The organism is Botryobacter ruber (assembly GCF_003347595.2).
GTDB classification, from domain to species: domain Bacteria; phylum Bacteroidota; class Bacteroidia; order Cytophagales; family Hymenobacteraceae; genus Pontibacter; species Pontibacter ruber_A.
The window spans coordinates 95892-114489 of record NZ_QCZK02000051.1 but is presented as its reverse complement, the minus strand read 5'-3'; the positions used below and the strand labels follow the sequence as shown (position 1 = coordinate 114489).

Annotated in this window: 15 protein-coding genes; 5 read left to right on the top strand and 10 right to left on the bottom strand. The window is 51.7% G+C overall.

Annotated elements, in window-relative coordinates:
• Window positions 1–8: 8 nt before the first annotated feature.
• Window positions 9–1217 carry an NADH-quinone oxidoreductase subunit D gene (locus DCW36_RS17100; protein ID WP_114782016.1) on the bottom strand — a complete coding sequence of 403 codons (1209 nt, stop codon included), beginning with the start codon at window positions 1215–1217 and terminating at the stop codon, window positions 9–11.
• 222 nt (window positions 1218–1439) lie between these two features.
• On the opposite strand from DCW36_RS17100, the gene DCW36_RS17095 reads away from it, so the two are divergent.
• Together DCW36_RS17095 and DCW36_RS17090 are read left to right on the top strand one after the other, a co-directional pair.
• Window positions 1440–1631, top strand: a complete 192-nt coding sequence (locus DCW36_RS17095) for a hypothetical protein (protein WP_114782015.1) — start codon at window positions 1440–1442, stop codon at window positions 1629–1631.
• A gap of 32 nt (window positions 1632–1663) precedes the next feature.
• A complete protein-coding gene (locus DCW36_RS17090; protein ID WP_164891167.1) occupies window positions 1664–2431 on the top strand; it encodes an SPFH domain-containing protein in 768 nt (255 codons plus the stop codon).
• 290 nt (window positions 2432–2721) lie between these two features.
• On the opposite strand, the gene DCW36_RS17085 is transcribed toward DCW36_RS17090, so the two are convergent.
• From DCW36_RS17085 to DCW36_RS17075, 3 genes are all read right to left on the bottom strand, one after another.
• A complete protein-coding gene (locus DCW36_RS17085; protein WP_114782013.1) occupies window positions 2722–3318 on the bottom strand; it encodes an NADH-quinone oxidoreductase subunit C in 597 nt (198 codons plus the stop codon).
• Window positions 3319–3384: 66 nt separating this feature from the next.
• Window positions 3385–3912: an NADH-quinone oxidoreductase subunit NuoB gene (gene nuoB, locus DCW36_RS17080; protein WP_114782012.1), complete on the bottom strand. Its 528-nt coding sequence runs from the start codon at window positions 3910–3912 to the stop codon at window positions 3385–3387.
• A gap of 231 nt (window positions 3913–4143) precedes the next feature.
• Window positions 4144–4665: an NADH-quinone oxidoreductase subunit A gene (locus tag DCW36_RS17075; RefSeq protein WP_114782011.1), complete on the bottom strand. Its 522-nt coding sequence runs from the start codon at window positions 4663–4665 to the stop codon at window positions 4144–4146.
• 286 nt (window positions 4666–4951) lie between these two features.
• Here DCW36_RS17075 and DCW36_RS17070 point away from each other — a divergent pair, with 286 nt between their 5' ends.
• Entirely contained in the window at window positions 4952–6367 is a 1416-nt protein-coding gene (locus tag DCW36_RS17070) for a thioredoxin-like domain-containing protein (RefSeq protein ID WP_114782010.1), read from the top strand.
• A gap of 42 nt (window positions 6368–6409) precedes the next feature.
• Here the strand turns inward: DCW36_RS17070 and DCW36_RS17065 are convergent, their stop codons facing one another.
• From DCW36_RS17065 to DCW36_RS17050, 4 genes are all read right to left on the bottom strand, one after another.
• Window positions 6410–7063 carry a YczE/YyaS/YitT family protein gene (locus DCW36_RS17065; protein WP_240676219.1) on the bottom strand — a complete coding sequence of 218 codons (654 nt, stop codon included), beginning with the start codon at window positions 7061–7063 and terminating at the stop codon, window positions 6410–6412.
• A gap of 116 nt (window positions 7064–7179) precedes the next feature.
• On the bottom strand, window positions 7180–8139 hold the full coding sequence (locus DCW36_RS17060) for a PorP/SprF family type IX secretion system membrane protein (RefSeq protein WP_114782009.1): 960 nt from the start codon (window positions 8137–8139) through the stop codon (window positions 7180–7182).
• 5 nt (window positions 8140–8144) lie between these two features.
• The gene (locus DCW36_RS17055) at window positions 8145–11834 is read right to left on the bottom strand and encodes an Ig-like domain-containing protein (protein ID WP_114782008.1); all 3690 of its coding nucleotides are present in this window, start codon (window positions 11832–11834) and stop codon (window positions 8145–8147) included.
• Window positions 11835–12258: 424 nt separating this feature from the next.
• Window positions 12259–12732, bottom strand: a complete 474-nt coding sequence (locus DCW36_RS17050) for a hypothetical protein (protein WP_114782007.1) — start codon at window positions 12730–12732, stop codon at window positions 12259–12261.
• Between the two features lie 203 nt (window positions 12733–12935).
• On the opposite strand from DCW36_RS17050, the gene DCW36_RS17045 reads away from it, so the two are divergent.
• Window positions 12936–13256, top strand: coding sequence for a DUF6122 family protein (locus DCW36_RS17045; protein WP_114782038.1), 321 nt, complete (start codon window positions 12936–12938; stop codon window positions 13254–13256).
• Window positions 13257–13458: 202 nt separating this feature from the next.
• Here the strand turns inward: DCW36_RS17045 and DCW36_RS17040 are convergent, their stop codons facing one another.
• Both DCW36_RS17040 and uvrA read right to left on the bottom strand, forming a co-directional pair.
• Window positions 13459–14028 (bottom strand): heme NO-binding domain-containing protein, encoded by a 570-nt coding sequence (locus DCW36_RS17040; protein WP_114782006.1) that lies wholly within the window; start codon window positions 14026–14028, stop codon window positions 13459–13461.
• Between the two features lie 629 nt (window positions 14029–14657).
• Window positions 14658–17471, bottom strand: a complete 2814-nt coding sequence (gene uvrA / locus DCW36_RS17035) for an excinuclease ABC subunit UvrA (protein ID WP_114782005.1) — start codon at window positions 17469–17471, stop codon at window positions 14658–14660.
• 633 nt (window positions 17472–18104) lie between these two features.
• On the opposite strand from uvrA, the gene DCW36_RS17030 reads away from it, so the two are divergent.
• Window positions 18105–18227 carry a 30S ribosomal protein THX gene (locus tag DCW36_RS17030; protein ID WP_114782004.1) on the top strand — a complete coding sequence of 41 codons (123 nt, stop codon included), beginning with the start codon at window positions 18105–18107 and terminating at the stop codon, window positions 18225–18227.
• The last annotated feature ends 371 nt before the right edge of the window (window positions 18228–18598 follow it).

The window sequence follows — 18598 nt, the reverse complement described above, 5'->3', positions numbered from 1 at the left end:
CTGCAGTATTACCTGTCCAGTTCGCCCAGTACAATATCGATAGAACCCACAATGGCAATGAGGTCGGCCACCATACAGCCTTTGGCAATCTCGTGCAGCACCGATAGGTTGGAGAAGCACGGAGAGCGGCCCTTGCAGCGGAAAGGCACATCGCTGCGGTCGGTGGTCCGGAAATAGTAACCCAGTTCGCCACGAGGTGTCTCGCCCCGGAAGTACAGCTCTTTGGTGGCTGTCATGCGCAGCTTTTTCGGGCAGGCCGCCTGCGGATCGAAGTCGGGGGTACGTTTGTAGTCGCCCTGCAGGCGGTCGAGGCACTGGCGGATAATTTTTACCGACTCGCGGCACTCCAGCGCCCGCACATAATTGCGGTCCCAGCAGTCGCCGGTGGTGCCGGCAAGACCCTGGCCTACAGGCACCTCAAAGTCCAGTTCCGGGTAAACGGAGTAGCCATCTACGCGGCGCAGGTCGTACTTCAGGCCGGAGCCACGCAGCATCGGGCCGGAGCAGCCGTAGTTGATCGCTACGTCCAGCGGTAGCACCCCCACATTGGCCGTGCGGTCTATAAAAATCTGGTTCTGCAGCAGCACCGTGTCGAGCTCGTCGAGCTTGGGCAGCAGGTAATTGATAAACTCGCGGCAACGCTCTTCGAACCCGATGGGCAGGTCGTAGTACAAACCGCCCACCCAGATGTAGTTGTAGAGCATGCGGGCCCCCGACGCCCATTCCAGCAGGCGTTGTATGTGCTCGCGGTCGCGCAGCAGCCACAGGAAAGGCGTAAAGGCGCCAATGTCGATGCCGTAGGTGCCGATAGCCACAAAGTGCGAGGCCAGCCGGTTCAGCTCCGCCACCAGCACCCGGATGTACTCTACCCGCTTCGGGATCTGGTCGGTAATACCCAGCAGCTTTTCCACGCCCATGCACCACACATGCTCCGAATTCATGGCCGCCAGGTAATCCATGCGATCCACGTAGGGGATGGTCTGGTTGTAAGCCATGCTTTCGGCATGTTTCTCGAAGCAGCGGTGCAGGTAGCCGATATGCGGCGCCACATCCGTTATAATTTCACCGTCCGTTACCACTTCCAGGCGCAGCACCCCGTGCGTAGAGGGGTGCTGCGGCCCCATGTTCACAATCATTTCGCCGGCTTTCAGGTCGTCGAGCCCATATTTATTTGGCTCCGACTGCAGCAGGTAATTTTTATATAGCGTCGCGTTCAATACTGAAACAGGTATTATAAATCAAAAACAATATACAAAGAACGGAAAAAGCAACAATAAAATCACACCCATCATTTCATCACTACCATCAACGGTCTGTTTTGCAGGAATGTCGGTTAATATGTATATTTGATTATTCTATTGTTACAAATCCGGGATGGCAGCAGCCCTTACCACTGGCGCTGCACCATGTCCGGAAATCAGCCTGTTGGCTGCCCCTATATGAAGAATATAAGATACCTGTTCTTAATCTTGCTGTTGCTGATCGTGGATGTTATGGCGTTTTCGGAAGTGGCCCGGCTGGTACGGCAACCTTCGGATGTGGCTGTTGCGTTTGGCCTGCTGTTGTTAGCGGTAATGATTGTTATTAATTTTTTTGTTGTCCGGTATTCTATTTCCAAATTTGATTCATAACAAAAATGACGCGTCAGCTTTTTACCCTGATAATGGCAATTGTCATACTACTGGTATTTTCAGTAGGAGCCATGCAATCCTGTACCCGCATCGATGCCGGTCACGAAGGAATCCTGGTTAAACTTTACGGCACCGGTAAAGGGGTGCAGGACGTGTCGCTGGTAACGGGGCGCGTGTGGTTTAACCCGCTCACCGAAGAAGTGTACCAGTTTCCGAACTTCATCCAGACCCGCGATTACGAGCCGTTTACCGTGAACGCCAAAGACGGCTCTGTTTTTACCGTCGACCCCACCATCTCGTTTTATGTGGTGCCGGGCAAATCGCCGCACATCTTTAAGAAGTACCGCAAGCCCATAGACGAGATAGCACAGACCACCCTGCTGAACTATGTGAAAGATGCTTTCCGTATCCAGCTGAACCAGTATAGCACCGAGGAAATTATTTCAAAGCGGCAGCAGTTCGAGACGGAGGTGCAGTCCACCCTGGATAAGGCGCTGCAGACCGATGGCTTTAAGCTGGAGCAAATGACCAGCGGCCTTGTTTACCCCGAGGAGATTGTGCGGGCAGTCAACCTGAAAAACCGGGCGGTGCAGCAGGCCATGCAGGTGGAGAACGAGTTGAAAGTAGCCGAAGCGCAGGCCCGTAAAAAAATTGTAGAGGCCGAAGCCGAAGCACGGGCCAACGAACTGCGGCAGCGCACGCTCACGCCCCTCCTCATTCAGCAGCAGTTCATCGAGAAGTGGGACGGAAAAACACCGCTCTACGGCAACTCCCCGACGTTCTTTAAGAATGTGCAGTAGGAAAAATCAGCAGTTTTTGTCTTCTGCTCCTGCCACCATTGCCTCTGCTGGTTGTCTGAACCGTTGATTTACATTGATTAAATTGATTTTTGTGATTTTATGTTTGTCTGAAGCAGGATTTACAGAATTATTCTGTCTGAACAGGATTAAGAAGATTTAAGGAATAACAGGATTGGGTTTGTCTGTGGTTTGTGATAGGGTTGAAAATCTTCAACCCCTACAAATCCGACCTTATTACCTTTCTACCTCCTAAACTCTCTAACTCTCTAACTCCTAAACTCCCAAACTTCCTAACTTTCAGGCTTTTCCCGCTTGTCGGAGAAAGGAGTTGGTGTGCTGGTTAGCTGCTGCGGTTCGCCTTTAAAGCCGTTGAATGCGTTGTGGTTGTCGAAGGGTACTTTGATGCCGTGGTAGTAGTCCTGCAGCTTGTAGTCCTTGCGGAGCGGGTGGCCTTCCCAGTCGGCGGCGCAGAGGATGCGGCGCATGTCGGGGTGGCCAGTAAAACCGATGCCCACCAGGTCGAATGCTTCGCGTTCGTGCCAGTCGGCGGTGCGCCAGATGTGGCTGACGGTTGGCACCTGCGGCAATGCCTCTTCCTCCTGGTTACGCGGCACAATTACCTTAAGCGTGAGGTGGTGGTCGTACGGAATGGAGTAGAGGTTATAGACCACTTCCATGGTGCCGGCAGCCGGTCCGTTGTCGATGCCGGTGAGGCAGGAGAGGAAATCGAAATAGGTTTGCTCGTGGTCGTGTAGCAGGAGGCACACCTCCGGCAGGCGCTCGGGCTGCAATACCAGGTAAGGCTGCTGCGGGTCTTTGTTATCAGAAACAATAACCTCTTCTCCGAACTGCTGCACCAGCAAATCTTTTATCTCTTCAAACGTCACGCTTCAGGCTCTTTTATAGGTTTTTAATTCAGTATTCCGGATAGGCAAAATTTTGGCAACAACAGTTTAGGCGTTTGCCGCTTCCTGCCGCTTTGCCATCAGCTTCTCCACAGCACGCGGCGCCCGGATCGTTTCCTGCCGGACAATCTCCTGCAGTTTCAGGAAGCCGCCAATCAGGGCCTCGGGGCGTGGCGGGCAGCCAGGTACATACACATCTACCGGGATAATACGGTCAACGCCTTTTACCACATGATAGCCGTGTTCCCAGTAGGGGCCGCCGCAGTTAGAGCAGGAGCCCATCGAAATTACATAACGCGGCTCTGCCATCTGCTCATACAGTCGCCGGATACGGTCGGCCATTTTAAAGGTAACTGTGCCGGCCACAATCATCACATCCGACTGGCGCGGAGAAGCCCTCGGGATTACACCAAAACGGTCAATATCGTAGGCAGAGCTGTAGGCGCCCATCATTTCGATGGCGCAGCAGGCCAGGCCAAAACCCATCGGCCACAGCGCCGTCAGGCGTGCCCAGTTCAGCAGGTCATCCAGTTTTGTTATTACTACACCGCCTTCTCCGGTCTTTGCGTCCATCATCGGGTAAAATTATCAAGTGTATTTCAAGTAAAATTTACTGCTTCAAGTTTTTAGCTTGGAGCTTTCTTTAAAGCAGGTTTTCAACTTGCGAGCACATGAATGTCGGCAAGTTTAGCCACGAAAGCTGAAAGCTTTCAGGATAACAAGCTCCAAGTTGAAAACTTGAAGCAGAGTTTAGCTTTTGAGCAGCTAAGGGAATGGTGGCAGGTGCAGACAATTTTCTTTACCTGATTAACGCTCAATTACCGAAGCTGTACTACTCTCTTTATTACTTCTGGTCTCCTGCTTCTCATTGAACTTCCTGTACATATCAGCCGGAATGGTGGAGCGGCTTTTTGGTAACACGGGAGCAGGTTTAATCCAGTCGAGGTGGCCTTTGGCCCAGGCGTAGGCCAGGCCCAGGGCGAGCACCCCCAGGAAGAGGAACATTTCGATCAGCGAAAACCAGCCCCACACACCATCGGTGGCTACTATCAAGTCGGTACGGCCAAACACCACGGCCCACGGAAACAGGAAGGCCAGCTCCACGTCAAAAATAACGAAGATGAGGGCCACTACATAAAAGCGCGGGTTAAACTGTATCCAGGAGTTGCCGATAGGCTCTTCCCCTGATTCATAGGTGGAAAGCTTCTCCGGGTTCGGACGGTTCGGGCGAATCAGCTTCGCCGTCAGCAGGCCCACCAGCACAAAGATGGCGCCGCCAATCAGGAAAAGCAGGATGGTGCCAAAGTCGGAATAATAGTTTTCTGCCATAGCAATGCAGCTGTTTTTGCAAATTTACAATGAAATTTCGGGAATCTTCTGGTTTTACTTCACCGGCAGCGCTGCTTACTCCTGTAGCCCTGGAACTAGCTGCTTTTCAGGATTGGAGAAAATACACGGTGGAAGAGTGGAGGCAGCACTAAGCCTGTTAAAAAGACACAGCGTAGCAGCAACAGCTGCAGCAGGTGAGGCAGGTGCAAAACCTTTCCGGGGGCATTGCGGTAACAGGACAATAAATTAGATTTGGTGCCGAAAAAAAGAATAAACTGACGCTACTATGCTGACCGGACGTGTAAATGCTCCCGAGATAAACACCCACTACGGCTGGTTGAATACCGACCGCAGTTGGTCTGTTAAAGATTTCAGAGGCAAAATTGTGCTGCTCGATTTCTGGACGTTTGGCTGCATCAACTGCCAGCACATTGTACCGGACCTGAAAAGGCTGGAGGAGGAGTTTGCCGATGTGCTGGTGGTGATCGGGGTGCATTCGGCCAAGTTTGATGCCGAGAAAAAAAATGACGCCATCCGGCAGGCTATTCTGAAATTAGGAATAGAACACCCGGTGGTAAACGATGCCGACTTTCATGTCTGGAACCAGTATGGTGTGCGGGCGTGGCCCACGCTGGTGCTCATCGACCCCAATGGCAAAGTAGTGGGGCAGCATGCCGGAGAATGGGTGTACGAAACCGTGCGGCCTTACATTCAGCAGATGAAGGATGAATTTTCGGAAAAACTGAACCACGAGCCACTGGTATTTCAAAGCGAGCAGCAGGAGCAAAAATCGCTGTCGTTCCCATCCAAGCTCATAAGCGATGCAGCCGGAAATATTTACCTGTCCGACAGCGGGCATAACCGCATCCTGAAGCTGAACCAGCAGGGGCAGGTGCTGGAGGTAATCGGCAGCGGCAATGCAGGCTTTGCCAACGGCAATTACCAGGAAGCCTCTTTTAACGAACCGCACGGGCTGGCGCTTTACAAGCACTTCCTGTACGTAGCCGATGCCCGGAACAACGCCATTCGGCGGGTAGACCTGGAACAAAAGCAGGTAAGCACAGCCGCAGGCACCGGCGAACTGAGTTACTACTTTTTCCACGACCATATAGGAGCACCCGTCAACCCGAACAGCCCCTGGGACCTGCTGGTGGTAAACGACGACATGTTTGTTGCCAGTGCCGGGAACCACCAGGTTTTGTGCATGGATCTGAAAACGGAGAAGCTGCAGCGGTATGCCGGAAGCGGGCGGGAAGCCCTGGCCGATGGTTCGTTGCGGGAGGCCGGCTTTAACCAGCCCAGCGGACTGGCCAGGCGTGGTAACCTGTTAGTAGTAGCGGATGCCGAAGCCAGCGCCATCCGTACCATCGACCTGAAAGCGGGCATGGTGGTGACCCGGGTAGGCCAGGGCTTGTTTGAGTTTGGGGATAAGGACGGCAACGCAGACGACGCCCTGCTGCAGCATTGTACCGGTGTGGAAGCCATAGACAGTAACATCTACATAGCCGATACCTATAACGGGAAAATAAAAGTGCTGGACCTGGACCGGAACCGGGTGCGTACGCTGGCCAGTGGTTTCCAGGAGCCCAGCGATGCACTCTTTCTGCACGGGCAGCTTTGGGTAACCAGCACCAACAGCCATCAATTGTTCAAGGTAGACCTTACCACCGGCGAAAAAGAGGAAGTGCCGGTTCAGTTTTAACCCTTTTAGAGTTCAAGGCCTTCCGTGCACAAGCAGCAGGTACTAGGCAGGAGCATTACGTGCTTGCCATCTCCTGCTCAACCCGACGCGTGCCCTGCTGAAGAACTTAAGGCTTACCTGGAAAATGGGGCTCTGGATAAAAGTGTAGAAAAACGTAACGATGAATACCGGACCGCCTATCAGGTAACTGATGACGAGCACCACGCACTCCACCGCGATGCGGGCACGGCTTACGGAGAGTTTGGTCATTTCAGCCACCGTCAGCATAAAGCCGTCTTTGGGGCCTGCACCTATTCCGCCGGAAACATACAAACCACCGCCCATGCCTGCCAGCACAATGGCAACGGCCAGGTAGGCAAAGTCCAGGTAGGTATGCGTAGCCTCGGGTAGCAGGCCGGTCCAGAGGAAGAAGTCGATGAAGGAGCCGATGAGCAGTGTGTTCAGGAGGGTGCCGATGTTGATGTACTTGCGGTTCACAAACCAGGCCACTCCCATCAGCAGCAAACCGGTCAGAATGCTCCAGGAGCCAATGCTCAGCCCCAGTTGCTGGTACAGCCCCACATTCAGTGCCTCCCAGGGGTTCAGCCCCAGGAATTTAACCTTTACTGCAATGGCATTGCCAAACGCAATACACAACAACCCCGAAAAGAAAAAGGCATACTGCACTACCTTCTCCCGCAAATTCCTTACCTGCACGTTCTAAAAAAATTGTGTAGCTGCTACAGGGCAGCAGCCACGAATTTAAGCGTGCAAAATTACATAAAACATTTACATAAAGCAGCTTATGCGTTTCTATTTATCGACTACACCTGTTACCACACCCACTGCGGACAAATAATCCGGCGCTCGTTCATTATTTTAAAGCCGAGCACGATTTCGTGGGTACCGGTGCTGACGCGGTTGATATTGGAGATGGTGGCATCGTAAGAATAGGAAATGTCGAGCAGCGGATTCACGTACACGCCTACCATGCCGACCAGTGCATCTTTGTGGCGGTAAGTTGTTCCTACCCAGAAGCGTTCGTCGTAGAGTACACGAACACTGGCGTCTACTGCCACCGGGCTGGGGCTGGCCAGCTTCACCATCACCGACGGAATTACATCAAGCGTAGAGGTAGGGCTGAAGCGGTATCTGCCGGAAACAAAATAATGCCGTTGTAAACCAAGCTCCGGTTGCCCGCCTTCCAGCCTGCTGAACCCTGCAGCATCGGCCAGCAACTGCGATCCTGAAATACCGATGGAAAAATCGTTGGAGTAAATCCAAAACCCAAGGCCCAGGTCCAGCATGCTGTGGTTAAGATTGCCGCTTCCCAGCAGGGGGTCGCTGTCATTTTTAAAATCAAGCTCGCTCGAATTAAGCGAATTGCTGATAATGCCCGTGGAGACGCCCGCCGATACATTGATAGACCGGGTTACCGGCAAATGATAGGCATAGGACCCGGTTACACCTGTACGGCGGAGCGGCCCCGTTTTGTCGGTGTGAATCAGGAAGCCTGCTCCGTGGTGTGCCAGTGCTTTCTTGTACTTCGTGCTGTGCGTACCCTTGTTCAGGGAGGTGTGGCCCGATATATAGTAGGTAACCGGAGCGCCGTCCAGCCCCATCCACTGCCTGCGGTTGCTCACCCTGATGTCGGCATAATCTTCGATACCGGTAACCGCAGGGTTCAGCAGGAAGTTATTGATCATGTACTGGCTGTACTGCGGACGCTGTTGCGCTACAGCCTCAACTGCAACAGCCATTATCACAACTAAAAAAAGCAGCAACTTCCTCATAATCCTTATCTGATAATAGTAACATGGCCCGAGATTGGTCTCTCGGAGCTGTTGAGGTAAATGATGTAGTAGTAGGTAGCTACCGGCAGTTCCTTGCCGTTATGCCGTCCGTCCCAGGGCGTGGTGTAGCCGGTAGAGGAGATAAAGATCTTATTTCCCCAGCGGTTAAATACTTCTACTTGTGCATCCGGGTAATTTTGAATGTTGTCGATCTCCCATACTTCGTTCACGCCGTCGCCATTTGGCGAGAACGCATTGGGCACGATGATGGCCGGAATCACTGTTACTGTCACCTCGTCGGTGGCCTCACAACCTTCGGCGGTGGTTACTGTAACGGTGTAGGTGGTGGTCACATCCGGACTGGCAACCGGGTTCGCAACATTCGGGTTGCTCAGCCCGGTGGCAGGCGCCCACTGGTAGGTTACGCCCCCCGTAGCGCGCAACTCGGTGGTTCTGCCCTGGATGATGGTTACGTCGTTGCCGGCATCAGCCACTGGTGTAACAACGGTTACGCTGGCGGAAGTGCGGGTGGTGCTGGGGCAGTTACTGGCGTTTACCGCCTGCACATAGAAGGTCGTATTCTGCGTAAGCGGCGGCGTGGTGAAGGACGGTCCTACAAAAATCGGGGCGCCACCTGTGGCCACATCGAACCACTCGTAGGTGTTACCGCCATTCGGGTTGGCTACTGTGAGCGTAGCCGATCCGCCTGTACAAGCCCTGGCATCGCGGACAGTAAGCGTAGGAGCTGCAGGCACCGGGTTAATACCGATACGTACGGCCACCGATGCATTCTCGCAACCCTGCGACAAGGCTACCCGCCTGAACCAGGTTTCGCGTGTGAGGGCGGGTGGTGTATAGTCCTGGCCTGAGTTTGTACCAGCTGCCGGCGAGAAACCGGCTGTTGGACCGCTGATGCTGCTTTCCCAGCGATAGGTAAAGGAGCCGCTGCCCCCAGACGGCGTAGGACCGGTCAGTTCAGTCGGTACCTCACCCGCACAGATCGTCTGGCTGGCCGAAATGCTGTTGTTGGTAATGCCTGGCCGTATATTAATGACAGCCGTTTCGCTGGTGCTTGGCGTACAATCGCCGGAAGTAACAACCCGCTGGAAATAGGTGGTCTGGGTGATGTTTCCGGGTGTATAGCTTTGTTCGTTGTTGGTGCCTTGCGCTGGTGTAAAGCTGCCTGGATTTCCGGTGCTGCTGCTCAGCCACTGGTACTTGTACGTGCCATTGCCGCCGGTTGGAGCAGAGCCCGCAAGCGGAACCGGAGGTGCTGTGCCGGTACAAATATCCTGTTGTGCCGGCGTAATGGTATTGTTGGCCAAGGCAGGGAATACCGATATTTTAACAGGTGCCGAAGGTGTAGAACAGCCTCCGGAGCTGACAACCCGCCTGAACCAGTTTTCTCCTGCCAGGCTGCCCGGTACGGTATAATTTTCGCCGGTATTGGGTGTAGGCGCCGGAACAAAGCCGGAGTTAGGGCCAACGGTGCTTATCTCCCACAGGTAGGTATAAGGCGCGCCTGCTCCACCCGTCGGGCTGGAGCCGATCAGTTGTGCCGGTGTATCGCCTGCGCAGATTTCCTGCAGCGTTGGTGTTACGGTATTGGCACTCAGCGGAACAGGGTCAACTGCTATAATCTGTACGGCTGCACTGGTATCTGGCAAGCAATTGCCCGAGCGGACAATGCGCCTGAACCAGGTGGTAACGTTTATCTGTGCCGGCGGCGTATAGTTCTGGTTATTGTTTACCCCCTGTGCAGCCGTAAAGCCACTTCCTGGTCCGGTGGTGCTTTGAATCCAGGTAAAGATGTAAGGCGTGCTGGTGTCGCCGCCAGTGGGGGCGCTACCGGTCAGTTCGGCCACCGTGCCTCCTTTACATACATTGCGTGTTGCGTCGCCTTCGATGGTGTTGTTTTCGACCCGTGGGTTTACCCGTACCACCACTTCGGTAGCCGGGCCAACACATACTACACCCTGTGCCGTGTCTACTGCAGCCACAAAGTAGCTTTTGTTTCCGCCGGGTAGTGGTGGCGTTGTAAACGATGGACCTACAAAGATAGGAACTGCAGCAGGATCGTTATTCTCGAACCAGGCATAAACAGGTCCGGGGCCGGTCGGCGTAAGAGTTGCAGTTTCGCCTGCGCAGATTACCCCCGGCTGCTGAATAGTAGGCGCGTTTGGTTGCTGTAGAATGATTACTTCGACCGGTGGAGGTGGCTGGCCCATGTAAATATCGTTGGAGCTGCCGCACTCGTTGCGGGCGACTGCTGTAACCAGGTACCTGCCGGGTGTATCGAAATTAAAACTGAACTGGAAAACATCAGAATTAAACTGGAAGGTGGTGCCTTTAGGACCTGTAATGGTGATGCTGCCTGTCAGGTTCTCCCCCAGGTTCTTGTCGACAAACATGGCATTGGGACCGCCGCCGCCGGTGGGGCCGCTACTGCTGTAGTCGATGGTGGTAGGCCCGCAAAATACGCCGCCCTGTGGCAGTTGCAACTGCGGCCAGCCAACCACAACGCTTTGTTCGGTAGTGTCGCTGCCGCAGGTGTTCTCTACAATCAGTTTGATGTTGTAAACCCCGGAAACGGTGAAGAGGAACACAGGATCATCCGCATCCAGCGAACCCGACTGCAGCTCCCACCCTTGCTCCGGCTCTACCGACCACTTATACGTCAGGCCACCGCCCGATGAACTGTCGGAAGGCGTTACAATAACAGGTACGCAGGGCGGTTGCTGCGATTCGTTCTCTCTTTTTTTATCGTTTGCCGAAAAGTTGGCTATTGGCTTTTTACTTACAGCATAGGTATACTCCTGCGTAATCTCACAGCCATCGTTTGTCACAGCCCGGATCCGGATAGGATAGCTGCCAACGGTATCGTAGGGAGCGGCATCGTTGCTGATAGGAAACTGGCCTGGCTGGTAAGGCAACTCACCTCGTCCATCGCTGAAATCAACAAAATAGGTTCTGATCGAGGGCTGGAATTCAGGTGCAGTGGTATTTGCTATTTTGGCGACTACCGAAATTTCATCGTCCTCAACAGAATCGGGTAAACAGGTGGCAAAATCGTTTTCCGTTTCGGTAAAACTTATTTCCGGAATCTTGTTTACGGTAACCGTTGTAGTTCTTGTAACCGAAGGGCAACCGTTGGCGCTGGTGGCAAAAACCGAAACGGTAAAATCCTGTGAGCCTACGCCCGTAGCATTGTAGGTATGCGTTACAGTGGCATCGCGGCCGGTTACGGTACTGCCATCGCCAAAGTTCCAGGTATAAAAAACATCTTCCGCGTTGATAACAGTAAAAGTGACCGGCGTTCCGGAGCAGATGGCGCCGCTGGGGTTAACATTTACGCTGGGCTGTGTAGGCGTAGGCCTGACTGTAACAGTTAATGCATTTGATGTGATATCGGAACATCCGGTACCGGAGGCAATTACGTAATACCTGCCCGATTCACTGGCCGGATAGGAAGCGGCTGTAGCAGTGGGAATAGCAACATCATCTCGGTACCATTGGTAGGAAGTAGCTGTAAAGGCTGGGGCGGCCTGCAGGGTGGTGGTGGTTCCTTCGCAGACAGAAACACCGTTGGGGGCCGAGATCGAAACGGTACACGTTTGTGCCAGCAGTTCCTTGTTCAGGAACAGCAGCAGCAGTGTTACCAGCAGATAAAGGTGCTTAGGTAAAATTATGCGCATCAGGCAAAATTTAAAGGTGAATTATGAAGCTGCAGTCTCCCGTCAGGACTCAACAAACCAACTTGCTCCAGGCTGCATAAAAACACCTTTAGCCTTACCCGGACAGGCTGAATTCCAGGTCAGGCCTTTTTTATGCTAACAGGAAAGCTCACGCATAAGACAGGTGGTTATGTTGTTGTCGCGGTAAGACAGCTATAAAACGCTTTTTCTGTAAAAATTATATGCTTTTTGCATTACAATTGCAAAAAATACGAAATATGCACCAGACTAGCAACAAACGGCTGCTGGTCGTACAGAGTAGTACCCCGCAATCACGATTTTGTTACTATTCTTAAAAAATAAAATATATACATTCTTATGCAAAGCGGGCGCCACGGGCTGCTCCTGTTACAGGTTATCTTGCTTTGCAGCAACAGTTGCAGCACTAATCTTTAATACTGATCCAGGCTTCGGCCATGGCCAGCGAGGTGAACTGTGCCACCTCTACGTTCATTTCATATTTTCTTAATACTTTTTCGGTCATCTCCTCAAACGACATGTACTGGAATATGTCGCCGGAGCTAACTCTTGCCAGTTTCCGTAATTTAGCATTCTGCAGGAGAGGGAGTATGTGGTGCAGTATCCAGTGCTGGTCTGAGAGCGTAATCCCATGTAACCTGGAAGAATCAACTATCCAAAGCTCAATTTCTTCTTCCAGCATAAGTTTCACAAGTTGTTCCACTCCTTCCCTGAACTCCTCCGGAGAAACGCTTCGCAGCCATTCTACATATAAACGTGCATCGTTTTTATATATCCTGGCACGGAATAAATCGTTCTCAAGTTGCTTCATGTTGTAGTGGCGTAAAATGGGCGATGCGAATGGATGCACCTGGTTAGCTATACCTACTTTCAGTCCCATCTGTTCTGTCAAAATTCTTTCAGCGTTAACTGTTTAATTCTTAACAAAGTTAAAGTTCAAATATAAACATATACTAATATATTTCTGCGCTCTCCGGAACAAGTTCCTGCTTTCCTGCGTCCAGAAAATAAAACAAAAGTGGTTAAACCGAAGTAACAGGCCTGGTGGTTCTGCTTTTTATAAATGTAAGACTGAACAAAATAATGTCGGCAGCCTTTATCGTACATATGTTCCTGCATGTGGCTTTGCCTGTGGCAGTAGCCTGGATGTTTTACCGTGATACTTTTAAACGCGCCTCGCTGCTGATGCTGGCCGGGATACTCATTGACATCGACCATCTTTGGGCTGTGCCGGTACTTGACCCTGACCGCTGTAGTGTCGGCTTTCATTTTTTGCACAGCTACTGGCTTGCCGGTGTTTATGTGGCGCTCGCGTTGCTGCCGCAAACACGCCTGATTGGGTTGGGCCTGGTTATACACCTGGTGCTGGACGCCGCAGACTGTGCCAGGCAGGGGCTTTGGTAAAGCGGCAGCACCGGTGCCGGTGTTGGTAAAGCTACCTGTTCGGTTTCAGACTCCGGTATATGTGCTGCAGTGGGAGTGGTGACTGTGGCTGCAGTTATTTTTTAGTTAAAACGCAGGATTTTTTTCTGCAGCCACAGTCACCACTCCCACTGCTCCTGAGTTTGGGCTGCCGGTGGGTGTCTGAAGAAGCAGTAGGGCGTTGTTAATCGAACTCAATCCGTAACTGCACTCTTTCGGAATTCAGGTCTGTAGCAGGAATAACCCTTACCCGATCGCTTTCGTGGTAGTAGTCGGCTATTCCTTTTACAATGCCCACTGCCAGGGCTGCCATTTTCCTTCTGGAATGATAGTCTATCATCAGCAGGTTGTTGTTCACTTTCGAGACAAACAGTATGGGAGGATTGGTTCGCTGGTCTTCTGTTCTGACAGCCGCATGCATTACTGTTTCGGTGTTTAGCAGCATATCAAACGTTTTCCAATCCGGGTTGATGTACTTTTTATAGATCAGCAGCAGGTCGGGCACCAGGAACCTTCCGAATTGCTCCAGCAGCACATGCGCCGATGCTCCCGTCATGCGTACTGCGGCACCTAACAGTTCTCTTAGCTCCGCAGTAGGATACATTTCGTTCAGGTTGTAGTTCTGACGAGTGATACTCGTATTTTCCAACAGCCTGGCCCAGGTGCTATAATTATAACTGGCCTCGACAAACCTTTTCAGGAGTACGAATATCGAGCCATGCATCATGTCGGCGTGTTGTGCGTTTTCGGCCATCTGAACTTTTAAAGTCTGCTTCTGTGTGGGTGCAGAAGGAGGAGTGTTAGCTACGGGTTAAATACCAAGGCTTATGCAAAGGTACTGTTTTGAGAATAATAAGGAGAAATTTTGTCCTGTGTAATTATAGAGAAGGAGTGGCTGCAGGTTGTAAAACTCCAGCTTTGGGCGGAGCAGGAGCTAAACAAAACCACCTGGTCATACGAACGGCAGGTGGTACACTAACAGGAGCTAAGGAAAAAGTAAAAAAGCTTTCCAATAAGAAGTACTAAGCCTGTATGCCTGACTTCTTACCGGAAAGCCTTGCTAAAATACTGCCTTGCAGCATCTTAGATTAGATGAAAGTAGGAGCTTAAGGCAATAATAGAAAACAGAGCTGCTGCTTGAGCCAAAAACACCATATCATCTTTTAGAGCAGTGGAATGCTGTTTCATATATATTGTTTTAAGAAAGTTACGGGCGATGAACCTGATTGTCAATTAACAAGGGGTGTATTTAAGTGTTTATTTGCCTTTTTTAGGTGTTTGTTGCCGGAACTTCTACGTGTAAAAACTGCTTTTGCTGCTATTGTTACGCTTAGAGCATGTTTTTCTGTTTTTGCAGCGCAAAGGACAGCATTTAACATGCTCTTACAGCTTCTCTTTCAGGAAACGGGCTGTCTGGTTATTTTCCAGTTGCGCCATTTGTTCGGGCGTTCCCTCAAACAGCAGGTGACCACCGTTTATACCTCCTTCCGGACCAAGGTCTATGATCCAGTCGGCAGATTTGATGATGTCCATGTTGTGCTCGATGATAAGAACCGTGTTGCCGTTGTCGATAAGCGCATTCATGGCCGAGAGCAGCTTGTTGATGTCGTGGAAGTGCAGACCGGTGCTGGGTTCATCGAAAATGAACAGGATGTTCTCGTTATGCGGTGTTGCGCCTTTGGTCAGGAACGATGCCAGCTTCACGCGCTGCGCCTCCCCGCCCGATAAGGTGTTGCTCGACTGCCCCAGGTGGATATAGCCCAGCCCCACATCGTCGAGCGGCTTCAGCTTCTCTACAATCTTAGGCTGCTCTGCAAAAAAGGCAAGGCTATCGGCAATGGTCAGGTCCAGTACATCGGAAATGCTCAGGTCTTTGTACTTCACGTCGAGCACGTCCTGCTTAAAGCGTTTGCCGTTACAGCTCTCGCAGGTCAGGTAGATGTCGGCCATAAACTGCATCTCTATTTTCACCTGCCCCTCGCCCTGGCACACCTCGCAACGCCCGCCCTCTATGTTGAATGAAAAGTGCGACGGCTTAAACCCACGCGACTTGGCCAGAGGCTGGTCGGCATACAGGGCGCGGATGGCGTCGTAGGCTTTTACGTAGGTTACCGGGTTGGAGCGCGACGATTTGCCGATCGGGTTCTGGTCTACAAACTCCACGTGCCCTACTTTACCATAGTCGCCCTGCAGCTTGTCAAATTTACCGGTTGCCTCAGCGTGTCCGCCATGCAGCTTCTGCAGGGCCGGGTACAGTATCTTTTTGATGAGGGTAGATTTGCCGGAGCCACTCACGCCGGTTACCACCGTCATCACGTTCAGCGGAAATTTAACGGTCAGGTTTTTCAGGTTGTTCTCGCGGGCGCCCACGATCTCTACGGCGTTGCGCCACTGCCGACGCTGTGGTGGCACGGGCAGTTCCAGTTTGCCGGACAGGTATTTGCCGGTGTAGGTATCAGCCTGCTGCATCAGCTCTTCAATCGTGCCCTGGAACATCAGGTTTCCACCACCTGAACCCGCCTCAGGACCGATGTCGATGATCTGGTCGGCGGCTTTCATCATCTCTTCCTCGTGCTCCACCACAATCACGGTGTTGCCAATCTGCTGCAGCGAGCGCAGCACGCCAATGAGCTGCTCCGAGTCGCGGGGGTGCAGCCCGATGCTGGGCTCGTCGAGGATGTACATGGAACCTACCAGGGCGCTGCCCAGCGAGGTAGCCAGGTTAATGCGCTGGCTTTCGCCGCCCGACAGGGTGTTGGAGAGGCGGTTAAGGGTAAGGTAGCCCAGACCAACACGGCTGAGGTAGCCCAGGCGGTTGGTCACCTCAAGAGCCAGGCGTTCCGCCACTTTCTGCTCGTACTCGTTTAGCTGCAGCTCCTTGAAGAATTTCAGCACCTCCGTTACCGGCATCAGCACCAGGTCGGTGATGCTGGTGTTGTTTATTTTTACGTAGCTGGCATCTTTGCGCAGGCGCGAGCCTTTGCAGTCGGGGCAGGTGGTGCGGCCACGGTAGCGCGAGAGCAGCACGCGGTACTGTATTTTGTGCGACTGCGACTGTATGTGCTTAAAGAAACTGTCAAGCCCTTCGAAGTACTTGTTCCCGGTCCAGAGCAGTTCCTGTTCCGCCGCCGACAGCTCGTTGTACGGGCGGTGAATCGGAAAATCGAAGCGGATGCCGTTTTTGAGCAGGGGCTGCAGCCAATCGTTCATTTTATCGGTGCGCCAGGGAGCAATGGCGCCTTCGTACACCGTCAGGCTTTTGTCCGGGATAACCAGGTCCGGGTCGATGCCGAGCACACTGCCGAAGCCTTCGCAGGTCTGGCAGGCGCCGTAGGGGTTGTTAAAACTGAAAAAGTTAACTGTCGGCTCCTCAAACACCATCCCGTCCAGCTCAAACCGGTCGGAGAACACCCGCTCCTCCTCGCCTGCCAGCACCCGGCACTCGCCATGGCCCTCGAAAAAAGCAGTTTGTACGGAGTCGGCAATGCGGAACTGCAGGTCTTCGTCGTTTTTGTAGATCACGGCCCGGTCTACGAGTATATAAATAATGCCTTTCAACTCCTGTTCCTGGTTCAGCAGTTCTTCGATAAAGTACACCTGGCCATCGGCATAAATACGGGAGTAGCCTTTCTGCAGCAGCAGGTCCAGCTCCTTTTCCAGGGTTCTGTCCGGCTGGCGCTGCAGGGGCGCGAGTATCATGATGCGGGCTTCGTCTTCGAGGCTGAAAATATAATCGACCACGTCGGCTACCGTATCCTTCTGCACCACGTTGCCCGAAACAGGTGAATAAGTTTTGCCGATGCGGGCGTAGAGCAGTTTCAGGTAATCGTAAATTTCGGTGCTGGTGCCAACGGTGGAGCGGTTGCTTTTTACACTCACCTTCTGCTCAATCGCAATGGCCGGGCTGATACCTTTAATATAATCGACATCAGGCTTATCCATACGGCCCAGGAACTGGCGGGCGTAGGAGCTAAGGCTCTCCACGTACATCCGCTGCCCCTCGGCATACAGCGTATCGAAGGCCAGCGACGATTTGCCGGAACCGGAGAGGCCGGTGATCACAATAAACTTATTGCGGGGCAGCGCCACGCTCAGGTTCTTGAGGTTGTGCACGCGCGCGCCTTTGATAATGATGTGCTGGCGTGGGTCGAGCGTGTCCAGGTTATTTTCAGGAATAGTTTCAGTAGTAGTTGCCATACAGACGGAGCAAAGTATCGGGGCTGTCAGACAGGCCGGCACAATGCTTTCATTAGGTTAAATTTATGTGCAAAGGTACGAATTAATAAGATTGGGAGTTTGGGAGTTGGAAAGTTAGAGAGTTTGGGAGTTAGAGAGTTTAGGAGGTAGAAAGTATTTCTGCTCCTGCCTCCATTGCCTCTGCTCCTTTGTCTGAACCGCTGATTCGTGTGATTAAATTGATTTTTGTGATTATTTGTTTGTCTGAATCAGGATTAAGCAGATTGAGAAATTATCAGGATTTTTGTCTGAATCAGGATTTACAGAATTTTAGAATTTTCATGATAGGTTTTTTATAGTTAGTGCAGGGGACGCGAGCATCTCGTCTCTACAGGAACGGGTTGAAAATGTTCAACCACTACAAAAAAAACACCTCTCTACCTCCCAAACTTTCTACCTCCTGAACTCCTAAACTCTCTAACTCCCAAACTCTCTACCTCCCAAACTCTCTAACTCCCAAACTTTCTAACTTTCTAACTTTTAAACTTAACATAGGTTTTATATATTAGTCCTGTGGCAGCGCAGCAACTGTACCCGCAGGAGGCATCTGTCCGTATGATGATTTTTATAGCTAACATATAACCACAAATCATTATGGGAAAAGGAGATAAAAAAACCAAAAAAGGTAAAATCGCAAAAGGCAGCTACGGCAACAGCCGTCCGCACAAAACCAAAAAAGCTACAGCAGAGGCACCCAAGAAAGAAGCAAAGGCTTAGAAGACCGGCTTGTGCCAAGCCTGCAGCAAAGCACCGCCCCCTGACAGGAGCGGTGCTTTGCTGTTTATATGCCTTTCCGCAAGCTGTGGGAGCAAGATGTTAGGTTCATGGAGCAACCGGTGGTGCTGGCGCTTTACCTGGAAGCATGGAACGGTTCAGGAGTAGCAGGTGTTTGATATTTAAAGAGATTTTATAAGATTATTTCTGTTTAACTTGAAAATAGGCCGCTGCAATAAACAGACGCCTGCAGTTTTTAATATTAACACATGTTTGTTATAATTTTAACAAAATGATAAAGTTAATGGTGAAATATTTAAAAATTTATATTGAAATTAATGTTATCATTTTGTAAATTAGAGTAGGTTCATGTA